Raw genomic sequence first — 15,720 nt, forward strand, 5'->3', positions numbered from 1 at the left:
TTGCCAGAAAACTTCAGAAAACTAAAAAATCGCTGATATTTCAATGAATTGCGAAGTTTTGAGGCGGCGATTGATTGCGCCCTTGCGAACAACCGTCTAAAACGCCGCAGGGTATCGAGCGAGACGCGGATTCCAGGTTCAGGCCGGAATTTGCCCTCAAGATCAGAATCAAGGCCATTTTCCTCACGCGGGGGGCGAACGCTTCGCGTGGAGAGAACGTTCTGCCACCGCGTGGGCATCAGGGCCTGCGGGAATTGGGAAAGCAATGAGCGCGACCACCGGGACCAAATCTGAGAGCGGCTTGGGCGAGACCATCCGCGTCGTCATTCATGCCCTTCTGATAGCGCTCGTCATCCGCACCTTCCTGTTCCAGCCGTTCAACATACCCTCGGGTTCGATGAAGGCGACGCTGCTGGTCGGCGACTACCTGTTCGTTTCGAAATATTCCTATGGCTACAGCCACTATTCGATCCCGTTCTCGCCGAACATCTTCTCGGGACGCATCTTCGGCTCGGAGCCGAACCGCGGCGACATCGTCGTGTTCCGCCTGCCGCGGGATGACTCCACCGACTACATCAAGCGCGTCATCGGCCTGCCGGGCGACCGCATCGAGGTCCGGAGCGGGCTGCTCTACATCAACGATGAGCCGATCAAGCGCGAGCGGCTGAGCGATTTCGTCGGCGAGGACCCCTGCGGCTCGGCGGATGCCACCGCCAAGGTCAAGCGCTGGAAGGAAACGCTGCCGAACGGCGTCAGCTATGAGTCGCTCGACTGCACCGACAACAGCTATATGGACAACACCATCGTCTACACCGTTCCGCCCGGGCATTTCTTCATGATGGGCGACAACCGCGACAACTCCACCGACAGCCGCTTCCTGTCGCAGGTCGGCTACGTGCCGTTCGAGAACATCATCGGGCGGGCCCAGATGATCTTCTTCTCGATCGCCGAGGGCGAGCAGGCCTGGATGATCTGGCGCTGGCCGTTCGCCGTGCGGTGGAATCGCCTATTCACCATCGTGCGATGAACGACGATACCGCAGCCATCAACGATCAAGCGCCGACCGGCGAGCCGAGCCAGACGCCTGCCGCCGAGAGCACGGCCGCGCCGAAGAAGCGGCGCAGCAAGGCCGCCAAGGCGGCCGAAGAGAAGGCCGCGATCGCCGGCACCGAGGCGCGTATCGGGTATACGTTCTCGGATGCCGCGCTGCTGACCACCGCGTTCACTCACGTCTCGGCGCTGAAGCCCGCCACCCGCAACCGCGCCGACAGCTATCAGCGGCTGGAATTCCTCGGCGACCACGTGCTCGGGCTGATCGTGTCCGATATGCTATTCCGGGCGTTCCCGAAGGCCGATGAGGGCGAATTGTCGAAGCGGCTCGCCGATCTCGTGCGCAAGGAAAGCTGCGCCGACGTCGCCAAGGCGCTCGGGCTGCTCGAGGACATCAAGCTCGGCATGGTCAAGGCGGTCGAGGGCGCGCGGCTGCGCAAATCCGTGCTCGGCGATATCTGCGAAGCGGTGATCGGGGCGATCTTCCTCGACGGCGGCTACGAGGCCGCGCGCCAGTTCGTCGAGCGCAACTGGACCGAGCGGATGCACAAGCTGCGCCGGCCGCTGCGCGATCCCAAGACCGTGTTGCAGGAATGGGCGCAGGGCAAGGGATTGCCGACGCCGGTCTACCGCGAGGTCGAACGCACCGGCCCGCACCACGATCCACAATTCCGCGTTGCGGTTGACCTGCCGGGCCTCGCCTCCGCCGAGGGCCTCGGCGGCAACAAGCGCGCGGCCGAGAAAGCAGCGGCATCCGCGATGATCGAGCGTGAAGGCGTCGGCACCAATGACTGACGAACCCAAAGGGCAGGGGGATGCGACGCGCTGTGGCTTCGTCGCGCTGATCGGTGCGCCCAATGTCGGCAAGTCGACGCTGGTCAACGCGCTGGTGGGCTCCAAGGTCACCATCGTCTCGCGCAAGGTGCAGACCACCCGCGCGTTGATCCGCGGCATCGTGATTGAGGGCAACGCGCAGATCATCCTGGTCGACACGCCTGGCATCTTCGCGCCGCGGCGCCGGCTCGACCGCGCCATGGTGTCGACCGCCTGGAGCGGCGCCCACGATGCCGATCTCGTCTGCGTGCTGCTCGACGCGAAGTCGGGCATCGACGAGGAGGCCAATGCGATCCTGGCCAAGCTCGAAACCGTCGCGCATCCGAAGATCCTGGTGCTGAACAAGGTCGACCTCGTGCAGCGCGAGAAACTGCTGGCGCTGGCGCAGGCCGCCAACGAGCGGATGCGCTTCGAGCACACCTTCATGATCTCGGCGCTGTCGGGCGACGGCGTTGACGATCTGCGCAAGGCGCTGGCGAAGATGGTGCCGGCGGGCCCATTCCTCTATCCCGAGGACCAGATGTCGGATGCGCCGATGCGGCACCTGGCGGCCGAGATCACCCGCGAGAAGATCTACAGCCATCTGCATCAGGAATTGCCGTACCAGTCGACGGTCGAGACCGACAGCTGGACCGACCGCAAGGACAAGTCGATCCGCATCGAGCAGACGATCTTTGTCGAGCGCGAGAGCCAGCGCAAGATCGTGCTCGGCAAGGGCGGTGCCACCATCAAGTCGATCGGCGCGCAGGCGCGTGCCGAGATCGCCGAGATCATGGGCGTTCCCGTGCATCTGTTCCTGTTCGTCAAGGTGCGCGAGAACTGGGGCGACGATCCCGACCGCTACAAGGAAATGGGACTGGATTTCCCGAAGGAATAGAGCCGGCGTCGCAATGAACGTGCCCAGAAACGTGCTGTGGTTTGAGGTGCTGCTCTATCTGTCGCTGACGCTCGACGCGCTGTCGGTGGCGTTCCAGGACCGCACGCCGACCGACGTCAGGACCGAACAGATGATCACCGGCGAGACGCTGACCGCCGGCTGCATGATCCTGCTGCTGGTGTATTTCGTCCGGCTCGCCGCGCAGCACCGCAAGAACTGGCCGCGCTGGGCGCTGGGCGCCATGCTGGTGCTGTCGGTGATCTCGTTGGTGCAGGTGATCGGCGAAAAGGGCCTCGAGCTCGACAGCGCCATCGAGGTGGTGTCCTGCATCCTGACCACGGCGGGGCTGTATTATTCCTTCACCGGCGACGCGCAGGGCTGGTTCAACGCATAGCGGACCACGTCGGCGGTCATTTCCGAGCCTGCGCCAAGAGGCGCATCCCGGAAATGACGAGGCAAATGGCTGTGTTACCCGACTGAATCCTGTAGTCTCTCTTTCATGGAATGGACCGACGAAGGCATCGTGCTGGGCGTGCGGCGGCATGGCGAATCCTCCGCCATCGTCGAGCTGTTGACGCGCGAGCACGGCCGCCATCTCGGCCTGGTGCGCGGCGGTGCCAGCTCGCGGATGCGGCCGCTGCTGCAGCCCGGCAACAGCGTCACCGCGGTGTGGCGGGCCCGGCTCGACGAGCATCTCGGCATGTACGCGCTGGAAGGCACTCGGCTGCGCGCGGCGACGCTGCTGGCCTCGTCGCACGCCGTCTACGGCGTGACGCATCTGGCGGCGCTGGCGCGGCTGCTGCCGGAGCGCGATCCGCATGAAGACATCTACGAGATGCTGCAGGGGACACTGGACGATTTCGACGATGCCGGTATCGCCGCGGTGCACCTGATCCGGTTCGAGCTCGCCATGCTGACCGAGCTCGGCTTCGGGCTCGATCTGGAGAACTGCGCGGCGACAGGTGAGACCACCGACCTGATCTACGTGTCGCCGAAATCCGGCGGTGCCGTGTCCCGCGCAGCCGGCGAGCCGTGGCGCGACCGGCTGTTGCCGTTGCCGGCATTCCTGCGCGAAGGCGAGGGGGGCGCCAACGGCTGGTCGGAGCAGGATCTGCGTGATGGTTTCCAGATCACCGGGCTGTTCCTGCTGCGCCATGTGCTGGAGCCCCGCGGCCAGGGCCATTCCGACGCCCGGGACGGATTTATCAACGCCGTGACCCGGCCGCGGGGCCGGTCGGCGGTTCCGTAAGGCCGATTCGGGCCCTAAATTCCCGGTGATTCGCGGCTTGCCCGATTCACCGCCAAGGTTTAACGCCTCCCCCATGGGAAAACGACAGATACCGCCGGAAAAGCCGGCCGAAATTCACGAGGTGCCGCTGCGTGACGCGCTCGAGGAGCGCTATCTCGCCTATGCGCTCTCGACCATCATGCATCGCGCGCTGCCGGACGCCCGCGACGGGCTGAAGCCGGTGCATCGGCGCATCCTCTACGGCATGGACCTGCTCGGGCTCGACCCGCGCTCTGCATTCAAGAAATCCGCCAAGATCGTCGGCGACGTGATGGGCTCGTTCCATCCGCATGGCGACCAGGCGATCTACGACGCCATGGTGCGCCTCGCGCAGGACTTCTCCTCGCGCTACCCGCTGGTCGACGGCCAGGGCAATTTCGGCAATATCGACGGCGATAATCCGGCCGCCTACCGCTATACCGAAGCGCGCATGACCGAGGTCGCGCGACTGCTGCTCGACGGCATCGACGAGGACGGCGTTGAATTCCGCCTCAATTACGACGGCCAGTCGAAAGAGCCGGTGGTGCTGCCGGGCGGCTTCCCGAACCTGCTCGCCAACGGCGCCCAGGGCATCGCGGTCGGCATGGCGACCTCGATCCCGCCGCACAACGCCGCCGAGCTCTGCGACGCCGCGCTGCATCTGATCGAGAAGCCCGACGCCAAGTCGAAGGCGCTGCTGAAGTGGGTCAAGGGTCCGGACTTCCCGACCGGCGGCATCGTCATCGATTCCAAGGAAGCGATCATCGAGGCCTACACCACGGGCCGCGGCTCGTTCCGCACCCGTTCGCGCTGGAGCGTGGAAGAGGGGGCCCGCGGCAGCTGGGTGGTCGTCGTTACCGAGATCCCGTGGCTGGTGCAGAAGTCGCGGATCGTCGAGAAGGTCGCCGAACTCATCAACGAGAAGAAGCTGCCGCTGGTCGCCGACATCCGCGACGAGTCGGCCGAAGACGTCCGGGTCGTGCTTGAGCCGAAATCGCGCACCGTCGATCCAGCGCTGATGATGGAGTCGCTGTTCCGCCTGACCGAGCTGGAAAGCAAGATATCGCTGAACCTCAACGTGCTGATCAAGGGCCGTATCCCGAAGGTGGTCGGCCTCGCCGAGTGCCTGCGCGAATGGCTCGACCATCTGCGCGACGTGCTGGTCCGCCGTTCGAACTTCCGCAAGACGCAGATCGAGCATCGGCTGGAAGTGCTGGGCGGCCACCTCGTCGCCTATCTGAACCTCGACAAGGTGATCAAGATCATCCGCACCGAGGACGAGCCGAAGCCGGTCTTGATGAAGACCTTCAAGCTCACGGAGATCCAGGCCGACGCCATCCTCAACATGCGCCTGCGCAATTTGCGCCGCCTGGAGGAGATGGAGATCCGCAATGAGGACAAGGAATTGCGGAAGGAGCTGAAGGGCCTCGAGGGCCTGCTCGGCTCCGAGACCGAGCAATGGGCCAAGGTCGGCGATCAGGTCCGCAAGGTCCGCGATATCTTCGGGCCGAAGACGCCGCTCGGCAAGCGCCGCACCACCTTCGCCGATGCGCCCGAGCATGATCTCGCCGCGATCGAGGAAGCCTTGGTCGAGCGCGAGCCCTGCACGGTCGTGATCTCCGAGAAGGGCTGGGTGCGGACGCTGAAGGGCCACGTCGAGGACCTCTCGGGGCTCGCCTTCAAGACCGACGACAAGCTCGAGCACTCGTTCTTTGCCGAGACCACCTCGAAGCTGCTGCTGTTCGCCACCAACGGCAAGTTCTACTCGCTCGACGTGGCCAAACTGCCCGGCGGCCGCGGCCATGGCGAGCCGATCCGCATGTTCATCGACCTCGAGCAGGACGCTGCGATCATCGCGCTGTTCGTCAACAAGGGCGAGCGCAAGTTCCTGATCGCGAGCAGCGAAGGACAGGGCTTCATCGTCAAGGAAGAGGACTGCGTCGGCAACACCCGCAAGGGCAAGCAGGTGCTCAATGTCGAGATGCCGAACGAGGCCCGCGCGATCACCACCGTGAACGGCGACACCGTCGCGGTGATCGGCACCAACCACAAGATGGTGCTGTTCGGTCTCGACCAGGTGCCGGAGATGGCGCGCGGCCGCGGCGTGCGGCTGCAGAAATACACCAGCTCGGAGCTGTCCGATGTCGCAGTGTTCGACTCCAGGGCCGGCCTGACCTGGAAGGATTCCGCGGGCCGCGAGCACAGCATGACCATGAAGGAACTGGCCGACTGGCGCGGCAACCGCGCCGACGCCGGCCGGCTCGCCCACGGCCTGCCGAAGTCGAACAAGTTCAATCGCGGCGTGGAGTGATAGCGTCGGGCGGGTTAGGCGCAAGTCGTAACCCGCCGTTCAACAGCCGCGGTGTGATAGTATCCACATTTCACAGCGCTATAACCGTCGCCGACGAACTCGGGCGACGGTTGCCATGGCGCACAATCACGACCACGACCATGACCACAGCGGTCATTCTCACGGCCATTCCCATGCCGGGTACGCACACGCCGGCCACTCGCATGCCGGGCATTCCCATCCCGGGCACAGCCACGCGCCGGACAGTTTTGGCACCGCGTTTGCGGTCGGCGCGTCGCTCAACACTGCCTTCGTCATCGCCGAGCTGATCTTCGGCTATTCCGCCAACTCGCTGGCGCTGGTCTCCGACGCCGTTCACAATCTCTCCGACGTCATCGCGCTGCTGCTGGCCTGGGGCGGGGCCTGGCTCGCCGGCAGGCGTCCGACCGATACCCACACCTATGGCTACCGCCGCGCCTCGATCCTCGCGGCGTTGTTCAATGCCGGGCTGCTGCTTATTGCGGTCGGCGGCATCGCGGTCGAGGCGATCAACCGCTTCCGTGAGCCCGCGGAGGTCGCAAGCTGGACCGTGGTCTGGGTCGCGGCGCTCGGCATCCTGATCAATGGCGGCACGGCGCTGCTGTTCATGCGCGGCCGCGACAGCGACCTCAATGTGCGCGGTGCCTATCTGCACATGGCGGCGGATGCCGGCGTCTCGCTCGGCGTCGTGATCGCCGCGCTGCTGATCATGGCAACCGGCTGGCAGTGGCTCGATCCGGCGATCAGCCTGGTCATCGCCGTGGTGGTGCTGCTGAGCGGCGGGGAGCTTGCCCGCGACAGCGTCAACCTCGCGCTCGACGCGGTGCCGAAGGGCATCGATCTCAAGCGGGTGAGGGATTATCTCGGCGCGCTCGAGGGCGTCACCGAGGTGCACGACCTGCACATCTGGGCAATGAGCACCAGCGAGACCGCGTTGACCGCGCATCTGGTGCGGCCCGGCGGACATGACGACGTCTTCCTGCATCGCGTCTGCGCCGAGCTGTCGGAGCGGTTCAGCATCCACCACGCGACCCTGCAGGTCGAGATCAGCAGCGAGACCTGCCGGCTGGCGCCGGCGGAAATGGTCTAGCCGGCCGCCAAGCGCACCGCGACGGGCTGAAGCTCTCGCCGGAGTTCTATGACTGAGCTGCTTTGACGGCGCGCGCTTTCGCCCAGTTTCGGTCCGCTGATCAGTTGCGCGGCGCAGATGGTGCAGCAACCGGCGGAGCCGGCGCGTGCTTCGGCTTCATCGTCCCGGCGTAGAACGACAGGGTGAACATCAGGGCGAGGGCGGCCAGGTAGACGCCATAGGATTGTGGCGGGGTGATCGCCCATTGCACGAGGCGTCGGATCGGGTTCGGCTGGCCGGTGTCGTTATCCATGCGCTCTTGTGCGCGAAGGCTGGGGCAAAGGGAAGCGGAATCGCCAGCCCAGGTGGTGGTGTTCCGCGTGAAATGATGAGGTCGGGCGGCCTTGCAATGCTGGACCAGCATCCGCATCTGTCACGCGCCGACCAGCCCTTCCTCCCGCACCAATTGCCCGGCATAATTCACCGTATGGAACTGACGCCCCGTTTGCGCCTCATGAACTGGCTGGTCCGCCAGGGCCTGACCGGCCTGCCGGAAAACGACCTTCTGCGCGGCTTCTGCGAGCGCTGCCGGGCCGCCGGCATGCCGTTGTCGCGGGCGATCGTCTTCATCGACACCCTGCATCCGATCTTCGAGGGCCGCGGCTTCCGCTGGAACGACGGCGAGAGCAACGAGGCCGACATTTTCGAATACGGCTCGACCAGCAGCGGCGAGGCCAACCAGAACTGGCGGCGGTCGGCGTTCCATCACATGCTCGAAAACGGCCATGAGGAGATGGTGATCGACCTCACCGGCCCGCACGATTTCTCGATGATCGGCGACCTCGCCGAGAAGGGCCACAAGCACTTCGCCGCGTTCGTGCATCGCTTCGGCGAGGCCGGCACGATCGGCGAGATGGATTGCTTCTACTCCTACTACACCACCCGCCATTCGGACGGCTTCGACGAGACCCATATGGCGGCGCTGCGCGATCTCGTGCCGGTGCTCGGGCTCGCGATCAAATCGGCCGCCCAGGTCGAGATCGCCCGCACGCTCGGGCGGGTCTATCTCGGCCGCGAGACGGCCGAGCAGGTGCTGCGCGGGCGCATGCAGCGCGGCATCACCGAGAAGATCAAGGCCGTGCTGTGGTACTCCGACGTGCGCGGCTCGACCGCGATCAGCGAGCGCATCGGCCCGGACGAGATCATCCCGTTCCTCAACGACTATGCGCAGGCCTCGATCGACGCGATCCATGATGCCGGCGGCGAGGTGCTGAAACTGATCGGCGACGGCGTGCTGGCGATGTTCACCAGCGAGAACATGGCAAGCGCCAGGCGTGCGGCGCTGCGTGCCGAGCACAGATTCCGCCATAACATCCGGGTGCTGAACGATCGCCGCGAGAACGAGAACCGGCCGACCACCACTGCCTATGTCGGCCTCCATGTCGGCGAGGTCTTCTACGGCAACATCGGCAGCGAGGACCGGCTCGACTTTACGGTGGTCGGGCCTGCCGTGAATGAAGTCAGCCGGATCGCCTCGATGTGCGCCTCGGTCGACCGCGAACTGCTGACCTCGACCGATTTTCGCACCGGGCTCGACGCCGCCGGCCGCAACTATCTGGTCTCCACCGGCCGCTTCGTCCTGCGCGGCATCAGCCATGCCCAGGATCTCTTTACGCTCGATCCGGCCGTGACCGCGGACGAGGTCGTCGGCGGCAAGTATGAGCGGTACCTGGCGAGCTGATTTCTTCCCTCGTCATTGCGAGCGAAGCGAAGCAATCCATTCACCGCTTGCGGAGAGATGGATTGCTTCGTCGCTTCGCTCCTCGCAATGACGGCGAGCGCAGGAGCCGTTCAGCAGCGCGCGGGTTCGCCGACCATGTCAGGCTGCCGCCTGAGCGACACCGCCGGAGACATCAGGATCACCAGCGCCTGGGCGGCGAAGATCGCGGCCGCGAGGTAGAGACAGGCTTCGGCGCCATAGAAGCCGCCGACGACGGCGCCGAGTGCGGAGCCGAGCGGGCGGGCACCGTAGCTCATGATGTTGATCGCCGAGACGCGGCCGAGCAGCGAGGGGGGCGTCACCGATTGCCTGAGCGTCGTTGTCGAGATCACCCACAGGATCGGGCCGACGCCGAGCAGGAAGAAGCCGAGGCCGGCGAGCAGCGGCGTCGCAATCCAGGTGGTCAGCGCCATCACGATCGAGGCGACGAGACCGGTGACCGGGCCGAGCCCGATCACGGTGCCGAACGCCAGCCGCTTCATCACGCGGGTTGCGAACAGCGCGCCAACCACCATGCCGACGCCGTACATCGCAAGCGTCGTGCCGACGCCGGTGGCGCTGAGCCCGAGATGGCGCACCGCATAGGGCACGAACACGGCGAGCAGCAGGAAGGAGGCGGTGTTGAAGATGAACTGGGTGATGAACACCGGCCGCAGCAAGGCGTGATGCATGACGAAGGCGGCGCCTTCCTTGATGTCCTGCATCGGATGGCGTCGCGGGGCGGGCGCGCGGGCCGGCTCATAGAGGCCGGCAAGCAGCACGACCGCGATCGCCGACAGCGCCGCGGCGAAGCCGAATGCGGGTGCGGCGCCGACCCAGCCGACCAGCACGCCTCCGAGGGCGGGTCCGCTGGCGAAAGCGACGGTGCGGGCGAGCTCGATGCGGGCATTCGCGGCCGGCAATTGCTGCGACGTCACCAGGGACGGGACCAGCGCGGGCGCTGCGACGCTGTAGGCAACCGTGCCGCAGACCGCGATGAAACCGAGCAGGGCGAGCAGCGGCAGGGTCATCGCACCGAGCCATAGCAGCAGCAGGATCGCAGCCAATGCCGCGGCGCGCAGGGCCTCGGCGCCCGCCATCACCCAGCGCCGCGACACGCGATCGGCCAAGAGGCCTGCGGGTATCGCAAACAGGATGAAGGGCAGCGTCAGCGCGGTTTGCAACAGGCCAGTCTGGCCTTCACCGACGCCGAGCACCAGCACGGCGACGATGGGCGCGGCCGCAAGCGCAATCTGCTCGGCCGATTGTGCGGCGAGGTTGGACCAGGCCAGGCGATTGAAGGTGCTTGGCAGGCGAGGCGTATCGGCGGGCATGGCAGAGTCCTTGAGGAAAATTCGTCTGGCCATAATGTGTGGTTGGAAGACGCCCGATCCCACCCGTTTCCCGACAACCCAAAACAAAAGGCCCGCCGGGAGAGGCGGGCCTGTCGTTGAGATCAGAGTGCAGTCACGTCACTGCGGCGCGGGCGCGAGCTGGCCGGTGATGGTGCCGACCAATGTGGCTGGCCGGTTGTCGTCGCTGACCGCAGACGCGGGCGCGGCCTCGGCCTTGCGCTGCGCCAGCGCGCTGGTCAGGCTGGTGAGCGCGTCGGGGCCGGCCGGGAAGCCCGCCTCCGAGAGGATCTTGTCGATCATCGGCTTGAACGCCGAGACCGACAGCAATTGCGCGGCGAGGCCGTCGCCAAGCCCAAGACCGCCATTGCCGCCGCCATTGCCGTTGACATGGCCGTTGGCGCCGCCCCGGCCGAGCATGCTGCCGGTGTCGAAGATCCGGATGTCGGAGATCTTCTCGATCGGTTTTACGGCTTCGGCGAGCGCGCTCGGGATCACGTTGATCCGCGCGAGATTGAGATCGTAAGCGATCATGTCGGCGCTCAGCTTGTTGCGCGCCTCCGCCTTCATCGTCGCGACTTCCGCCTCGGCCTGGCCGAGCGCCTTGACGCCGGCCGCGCGGGTGGTGGCGGCCGCCGCGTCGGCCTTGGCGAGCACGTTGGTGGCTTCCGCCTTGTTGGCTGCGGCCTGGCGTTCCGCCTCGGCCATGACCGTGATCGGCATCGCGTCGGTCTCGGCCGCCTTGCGCGCGGCGATCACGTTGATGATCTTGTCGCGTTCGGCGATCTCGGTGGCGCGAGCGGTGGTGACCTTTTCCTCGGCGGCGATCGCAACCGCTCGCGCGGTCTCGGCGATGGTCTGGGCCTCCGACTGCTCCTTGCTCTTGGCCGCGACCGCGATCGCGCTCTCCTGTGCGACGATCTGGAGATCGCGCTCCATCTCGGTGTTGCGGCGCTTGACCGCGAGATCGGCCTCGATCTTGCGGGTGTCGCGAGCCTGGTTGGCCTCGGTCTGCTTGTTGGCGACCGCGAGCTCCTGCTGGATGCGGTATTCGGCCTCGTTCTGCAACGCGGTCTGTTCGACCTGCGCAGTCTGCGCGCGCATCGCGGCGGTCTTGTTGGCGATGTCGCGCTGCTGGGCCAGCTCGGCCTCGCGCTTGGTGCTCTCGATCGTCAGCGTGGTCTGTCGTGCCACCAGGTCCTGCTGGGCGATATTGACCTCGGTGGTGCGGACGATCTGGTTGCGCTCCTGTTCGCGCTCCTTGGTGATCTTGGTCAGCGTCGTCAGGCCGTGCGCGTCGAAGAAATTGCTCGGGTTGAAATGCTTGATGTCGCTCTGGTCGAGCCTGGTCAGCGACACCGATTCGAGCTCGAGGCCGTTGTTCTGGATGTCGGCACCGACCGCGTCCTGCACCGCCTTGACGAAGGTGGCGCGTTGCTCCTGCAATTCCTCGAGATTCATGGTGGCGGCGACCGAGCGCAGGCCGTCGACGAATTTGGCCTCGACCAGCTCGCGCAGCTCGGCGGCGTCATTGGTGCGGTTGCCGAGCGTCTGCGCGGCCAGCGCGATCGACGACGAGTCGGGTTTGACGCGCAGATAGAACTCGGCGCCGATGTCGACCCGCATGCGGTCCTTGGTGATCAGCGAGTCCGGGCCGCCGCGCGCGACCTCGAGCCGCAACGTCTTCAGGTTCACCGCGGCGGTGGAATGGAAGATCGGCAGCACCAGCGAACCGCCGTCGAGCACCACCTTCTGGCCGCCGAGGCCGGTGCGGACATAGGCCTCATCGCGCGTCGAGCGCTTGTAGAGTTTTGCGAAAAGCAGACCAATGACAAGGATGGCGAGGACGCCAATGGCGACGGGTACAGCAAGTTCCCACATATGTTATGCCCTGTTGGAAGATTGTCGTTGTTCGATGAGGTCGGCGGGAGCGGCAATCGCGATGAAGGCTTTGGCGTCGCGGTCGACCAGCAGCACGCTGGCGCCAACCGGCAACGCCTCGGAATCAGGGCTGGCACGCGCCGACACAGTGTGCCAGTTGCCGAAGACATCCTTGAGACGAACCCTACCGGGCAGGCCCTGATCGAGCGGGCCGACCGACACGGTTGCGACCTTGCCGACAAAGTCGCTGTCGTTGACCGCATAGCTCTCGTCGCGCGGAATGATGCAGGCGAGGCCGCGGCTCGCACTTCTGATCACCGGGATGCTGCCTGCGGCAGCAACCACCGCGGCAATCAAGACCGGGATGGCGGTGCCTGCGGCATGCGCCAGTCCCTGAAGCAGGAAGCCTCCGATCGAGAATATGCCGAGTATCAGGATGATCAGGATCAGGAGGGGAAGCCGCCCGGCGTTGATCCAGAGAAACAGGCCACTGAGAGCATTGTGGCTCTCGGCCTCGACCGCGAAATCCTTGCCGACGAGTTCGCTGATCGAAAGTCCGACCATGGTGGTCAGCAGCTCGATACCGCCAAGTGCCACCATGATCGCAGCCGCGACCGCGAAGGGCCGCACGTCCGGGGCGAGCAGAATGTCGCCAACTGCACTCATTTTTCTGACTTGATCCTTTCAAGCCGCGCCGCGATTTCCTTTTCGCGGTGCAGGCGATCGAGTTCGTCAAGCTCCTTGTCGCCAAGCACGCTTGCAGCGGGAACACCGGTGACCCGGGCGATCGCCGCCATCGCGCGTTCAGCGCTCAATGTATTTGTCGTCGATGGGGCCCGGCTGGTTTCGTCGTTGGCCTCGCGGATCAGACTTTGTTCGAGATCGGCCAATCGTGTTTCCGCCTCGCGGCGCGCGCCGAGCATGGCTTGCAGCGCCTTGGTCTGCTCGTCGATCTCGAGCTCGATGAAATCCATCGCGCGTTCGAGCGCGATCACCTGCGACTCCAGGTCGATTTGCCGTGCGACGCCGGCGCGCGCGAGATCCTCGCGATTTTCCGCAAGTGCGAGACGGATCTTCTCATTCAGGCTGGCCGTTTCGGCATCCAGTTCTTCGCGGCGCCGCTTCAGGCGGAATTCCTCGGCGCGCGACTTGCCGAGCGCATAACGTGCTTCGTCGGCGCCGGCGTCGATCTCGCGGATGGCCTGCTTGACCAGCGCGACCTTGTTGTTGCTCTCGACGTTGTCGATGGTCTGGCTCGCGATGGCGGCAAGAAGCCGGCCCATGCGCGCAAGGATGCCTTCGTGAAGCATGGTCTTCTCCTCCGGTTGGGCTGATTTCGATTTGACGGCGATGTGGATTTCGTAGCCGCGTCCATCCGAGATCAAATGCGCCGGGAAGGGGCTTTCCCAGCCCGAGACATATCCCGGCACGTCGAACGGCACCAAGACGCGTCCGCTGACAGTGCTAATGGTCAGTGAAGTTGGACCTTTGATCGCAAACAACTTGTCGTCGAGCGGTATCCGGCGGACGGCGGCGCCCGCGATGTAGTTGGCGCGGTCGCGCAGGCCGAGCGTCACCAGCCGCGCGGGCAGCCCGGTCTCCTTGCGGATCTTCTCGTAGGCCTGGGCGTGCAGCGAAACGAGGTTGGCGCCGACAGGGGCGACCTCGGCGAGGATTGCCATCATCCGATCATAGGCCGCAAGGGTCGCCTCGATCGCCTCGATGCCTGACGGGTCGGGGGCGAGAGCGTAGCGCAGCGTTGCGGTTGGTGTCTCGGCCGGCAGCTTGATCATGTGGCAAATTTAAAGCACTTCCTCAGTGCTTTACAAGATCGAGGGCCGGTATCATTTCCGTGAGCCCAGATGCATTTGCAAATGAGTTGCAATAACGAAAGAGTTGGGCCATCCTTTGGGGATGGACGCTCGTACCCCTGAAATGTCTCCCGTTTCCGTTGCCGACGCCGCGCGAGGTGGCTGGCGGGGCGATGCCGGCCATGCGCGCAGCCTGCCTGAGGTGAACGCGACCGTTGCGGTGCCAAGCACAGGCGTGTGGTGGCGACGGCTGCTGGCCTTTGCCGGGCCAGGCTACCTGGTCTCGGTCGGCTACATGGACCCGGGTAACTGGGCCACCGATCTCGCGGGTGGATCGAAGTTCGGCTACACGCTGCTGTCGGTCATCCTGCTTTCCAACCTGATGGCGATCCTGCTGCAGGCGCTGTCGGCCCGGCTTGGCATCGCCACCGACCGCGACCTGGCGCAGGCCTGCCGCGCGACCTATTCGCGGCCGGTGAATTTGCTGCTGTGGATCGCCTGCGAGGCCGCGATCATCGCCTGCGACCTTGCCGAGGTGATCGGCACCGCGATCGCGCTGAAGCTGTTGTTCGGCATTCCCCTGATCGGCGGCGCGCTGCTGGCGGCGCTCGATGCGTTCCTGCTGCTGCTCCTGATGAACCGCGGCTTCCGCTTTCTCGAAGCCTTCGTGGTCGCGCTTCTGATCGTGATCGCGGTCTGCTTCGTGGTCCAGATCGCGGCCGCAGAGCCGCCGATCGCCGGCGTGATCGGCGGCTTCATGCCGTCGCGCGAGATCGTCACCAATCCGGAGATGCTCTACATCGCGATCGGCATCATCGGCGCCACCGTGATGCCGCATAACCTCTATCTGCACTCATCGATCGTGCAGACCCGCGCCTATCCTCGCACCGAGGAGGGCCGGCGCGACGCGATCAAATGGGCGACCACCGACTCCTCCATCGCGCTGATGCTGGCGCTGTTCGTCAACGCGGCGATCCTGGTGCTGGCGGCCGCGACCTTCCACAAGAGCGGCCATTCCGACGTCGCCGAGATCGATCAGGCCTTCGAGCTGCTGTCGCCGCTGCTCGGGCTCAGCATCGCCTCGACGCTGTTTGCCGTGGCGCTGCTCGCGTCCGGCCTCAACTCGACCGTGACCGCGACGCTGGCCGGCCAGATCGTGATGCAGGGCTTTCTCGACCTCAAGCTGCCCGACTGGCTGCAGCGCCTGGTGACCCGCGGCATCGCGATCGTCCCGGTCATCGTGGTCGCCGCGCTCTATGGCGAAAGCGGCACCGCGCAGCTTCTCGTGTTCAGCCAGGTCGTGCTGTCGATGCAGCTGCCGTTCGCGGTGATCCCGCTGGTCCGCTTCGTGTCCGACAAGCGCAAGATGGGCAAGCTTGCGATCTCGCTCCCGGTCGCCGTGGCGGCGTGGATCGTCGCCGGCCTGATCGTGATCCTGAACGTGAAGCTGCTGATCGATACGTTGCTCGGTACCTAGAGCGTCCAATCGAA

At 65.4% G+C, this 15,720-nt stretch carries 14 protein-coding genes; 9 read left to right on the forward strand and 5 right to left on the reverse strand.

All coding sequences use genetic code 11. The features are described 5' to 3' along the window. Positions 1-265 precede the first annotated feature (265 nt). From lepB to ACVISU_RS39805, 7 genes are all read left to right on the forward strand, one after another. A complete protein-coding gene (gene lepB / locus ACVISU_RS39775; RefSeq protein ID WP_050400968.1) occupies positions 266-1,027 on the forward strand; it encodes a signal peptidase I in 762 nt (253 codons plus the stop codon). Further along, positions 1,024-1,845 (forward strand): ribonuclease III, encoded by an 822-nt coding sequence (gene rnc / locus ACVISU_RS39780; protein WP_146985578.1) that lies wholly within the window; start codon positions 1,024-1,026, stop codon positions 1,843-1,845. Before lepB ends, rnc begins: the two co-directional genes overlap by 4 nt. Next, positions 1,838-2,761, forward strand: a complete 924-nt coding sequence (gene era, locus ACVISU_RS39785) for a GTPase Era (protein WP_050400966.1) — start codon at positions 1,838-1,840, stop codon at positions 2,759-2,761. The genes rnc and era overlap by 8 nt, the downstream gene beginning before the upstream one ends. A 13-nt stretch (positions 2,762-2,774) precedes the next feature. Beyond that, the gene (locus ACVISU_RS39790; protein WP_050400965.1) at positions 2,775-3,155 is read left to right on the forward strand and encodes a hypothetical protein; all 381 of its coding nucleotides are present in this window, start codon (positions 2,775-2,777) and stop codon (positions 3,153-3,155) included. Between the two features lie 105 nt (positions 3,156-3,260). Next, complete coding sequence (recO, locus tag ACVISU_RS39795) at positions 3,261-4,010, forward strand: DNA repair protein RecO (RefSeq protein ID WP_050400964.1); 750 nt, start codon at positions 3,261-3,263, stop codon at positions 4,008-4,010. A gap of 73 nt (positions 4,011-4,083) precedes the next feature. After that, a complete protein-coding gene (parC, locus tag ACVISU_RS39800) occupies positions 4,084-6,339 on the forward strand; it encodes a DNA topoisomerase IV subunit A (protein ID WP_456710568.1) in 2,256 nt (751 codons plus the stop codon). A 115-nt stretch (positions 6,340-6,454) separates the two neighbouring features. Continuing rightward, the gene (locus ACVISU_RS39805; RefSeq protein ID WP_456710569.1) at positions 6,455-7,447 is read left to right on the forward strand and encodes a cation diffusion facilitator family transporter; all 993 of its coding nucleotides are present in this window, start codon (positions 6,455-6,457) and stop codon (positions 7,445-7,447) included. Between the two features lie 100 nt (positions 7,448-7,547). Here the strand turns inward: ACVISU_RS39805 and ACVISU_RS39810 are convergent, their stop codons facing one another. Next, the gene (locus ACVISU_RS39810; RefSeq protein ID WP_456710570.1) at positions 7,548-7,856 is read right to left on the reverse strand and encodes a hypothetical protein; all 309 of its coding nucleotides are present in this window, start codon (positions 7,854-7,856) and stop codon (positions 7,548-7,550) included. Positions 7,857-7,913: 57 nt separating this feature from the next. Between ACVISU_RS39810 and ACVISU_RS39815 the strand changes: the two genes are divergently transcribed. Continuing rightward, the gene (locus ACVISU_RS39815) at positions 7,914-9,167 is read left to right on the forward strand and encodes an adenylate/guanylate cyclase domain-containing protein (RefSeq protein WP_456710571.1); all 1,254 of its coding nucleotides are present in this window, start codon (positions 7,914-7,916) and stop codon (positions 9,165-9,167) included. Positions 9,168-9,277: 110 nt separating this feature from the next. Here ACVISU_RS39815 and ACVISU_RS39820 read toward each other — a convergent pair whose 3' ends face one another. The 4 genes from ACVISU_RS39820 to ACVISU_RS39835 all read right to left on the reverse strand — a co-directional run bounded on the left by ACVISU_RS39820 (position 9,278) and on the right by ACVISU_RS39835 (position 14,211). After that, the gene (locus ACVISU_RS39820) at positions 9,278-10,519 is read right to left on the reverse strand and encodes an MFS transporter (protein WP_456710572.1); all 1,242 of its coding nucleotides are present in this window, start codon (positions 10,517-10,519) and stop codon (positions 9,278-9,280) included. Between the two features lie 138 nt (positions 10,520-10,657). Beyond that, on the reverse strand, positions 10,658-12,418 hold the full coding sequence (locus ACVISU_RS39825; RefSeq protein WP_456710573.1) for a flotillin family protein: 1,761 nt from the start codon (positions 12,416-12,418) through the stop codon (positions 10,658-10,660). Positions 12,419-12,421: 3 nt separating this feature from the next. After that, entirely contained in the window at positions 12,422-13,084 is a 663-nt protein-coding gene (locus ACVISU_RS39830) for an OB-fold-containig protein (protein ID WP_456710574.1), read from the reverse strand. Beyond that, positions 13,081-14,211: a PspA/IM30 family protein gene (locus ACVISU_RS39835; RefSeq protein ID WP_456710575.1), complete on the reverse strand. Its 1,131-nt coding sequence runs from the start codon at positions 14,209-14,211 to the stop codon at positions 13,081-13,083. The genes ACVISU_RS39830 and ACVISU_RS39835 overlap by 4 nt, the downstream gene beginning before the upstream one ends. A gap of 121 nt (positions 14,212-14,332) precedes the next feature. Between ACVISU_RS39835 and ACVISU_RS39840 the strand changes: the two genes are divergently transcribed. Next, on the forward strand, positions 14,333-15,706 hold the full coding sequence (locus tag ACVISU_RS39840; protein WP_456710576.1) for an Nramp family divalent metal transporter: 1,374 nt from the start codon (positions 14,333-14,335) through the stop codon (positions 15,704-15,706). The last annotated feature ends 14 nt before the right edge of the window (positions 15,707-15,720 follow it).

The organism is Bradyrhizobium sp. USDA 4452 (genome assembly GCF_054063575.1).

Bases quoted from the DNA above. Each gene is read 5' to 3' on its own strand.
- ACVISU_RS39825 (WP_456710573.1), bottom strand. From the start codon at position 12,418: ATGTGGGAACTTGCTGTACCCGTCGCCATTGGCGTCCTCGCCATCCTT.
- ACVISU_RS39805 (WP_456710569.1), top strand. From the start codon at position 6,455: ATGGCGCACAATCACGACCACGACCATGACCACAGCGGTCATTCTCAC.
- ACVISU_RS39830 (WP_456710574.1), bottom strand. From the start codon at position 13,084: ATGAGTGCAGTTGGCGACATTCTGCTCGCCCCGGACGTGCGGCCCTTC.
- lepB (WP_050400968.1), top strand. From the start codon at position 266: ATGAGCGCGACCACCGGGACCAAATCTGAGAGCGGCTTGGGCGAGACC.
- parC (WP_456710568.1), top strand. From the start codon at position 4,084: ATGGGAAAACGACAGATACCGCCGGAAAAGCCGGCCGAAATTCACGAG.
- ACVISU_RS39810 (WP_456710570.1), bottom strand. From the start codon at position 7,856: ATGCGGATGCTGGTCCAGCATTGCAAGGCCGCCCGACCTCATCATTTC.
- ACVISU_RS39820 (WP_456710572.1), bottom strand. From the start codon at position 10,519: ATGCCCGCCGATACGCCTCGCCTGCCAAGCACCTTCAATCGCCTGGCC.
- ACVISU_RS39840 (WP_456710576.1), top strand. From the start codon at position 14,333: ATGGACGCTCGTACCCCTGAAATGTCTCCCGTTTCCGTTGCCGACGCC.
- ACVISU_RS39815 (WP_456710571.1), top strand. From the start codon at position 7,914: ATGGAACTGACGCCCCGTTTGCGCCTCATGAACTGGCTGGTCCGCCAG.
- era (WP_050400966.1), top strand. From the start codon at position 1,838: ATGACTGACGAACCCAAAGGGCAGGGGGATGCGACGCGCTGTGGCTTC.
- ACVISU_RS39790 (WP_050400965.1), top strand. From the start codon at position 2,775: ATGAACGTGCCCAGAAACGTGCTGTGGTTTGAGGTGCTGCTCTATCTG.
- recO (WP_050400964.1), top strand. From the start codon at position 3,261: ATGGAATGGACCGACGAAGGCATCGTGCTGGGCGTGCGGCGGCATGGC.
- ACVISU_RS39835 (WP_456710575.1), bottom strand. From the start codon at position 14,211: ATGATCAAGCTGCCGGCCGAGACACCAACCGCAACGCTGCGCTACGCT.
- rnc (WP_146985578.1), top strand. From the start codon at position 1,024: ATGAACGACGATACCGCAGCCATCAACGATCAAGCGCCGACCGGCGAG.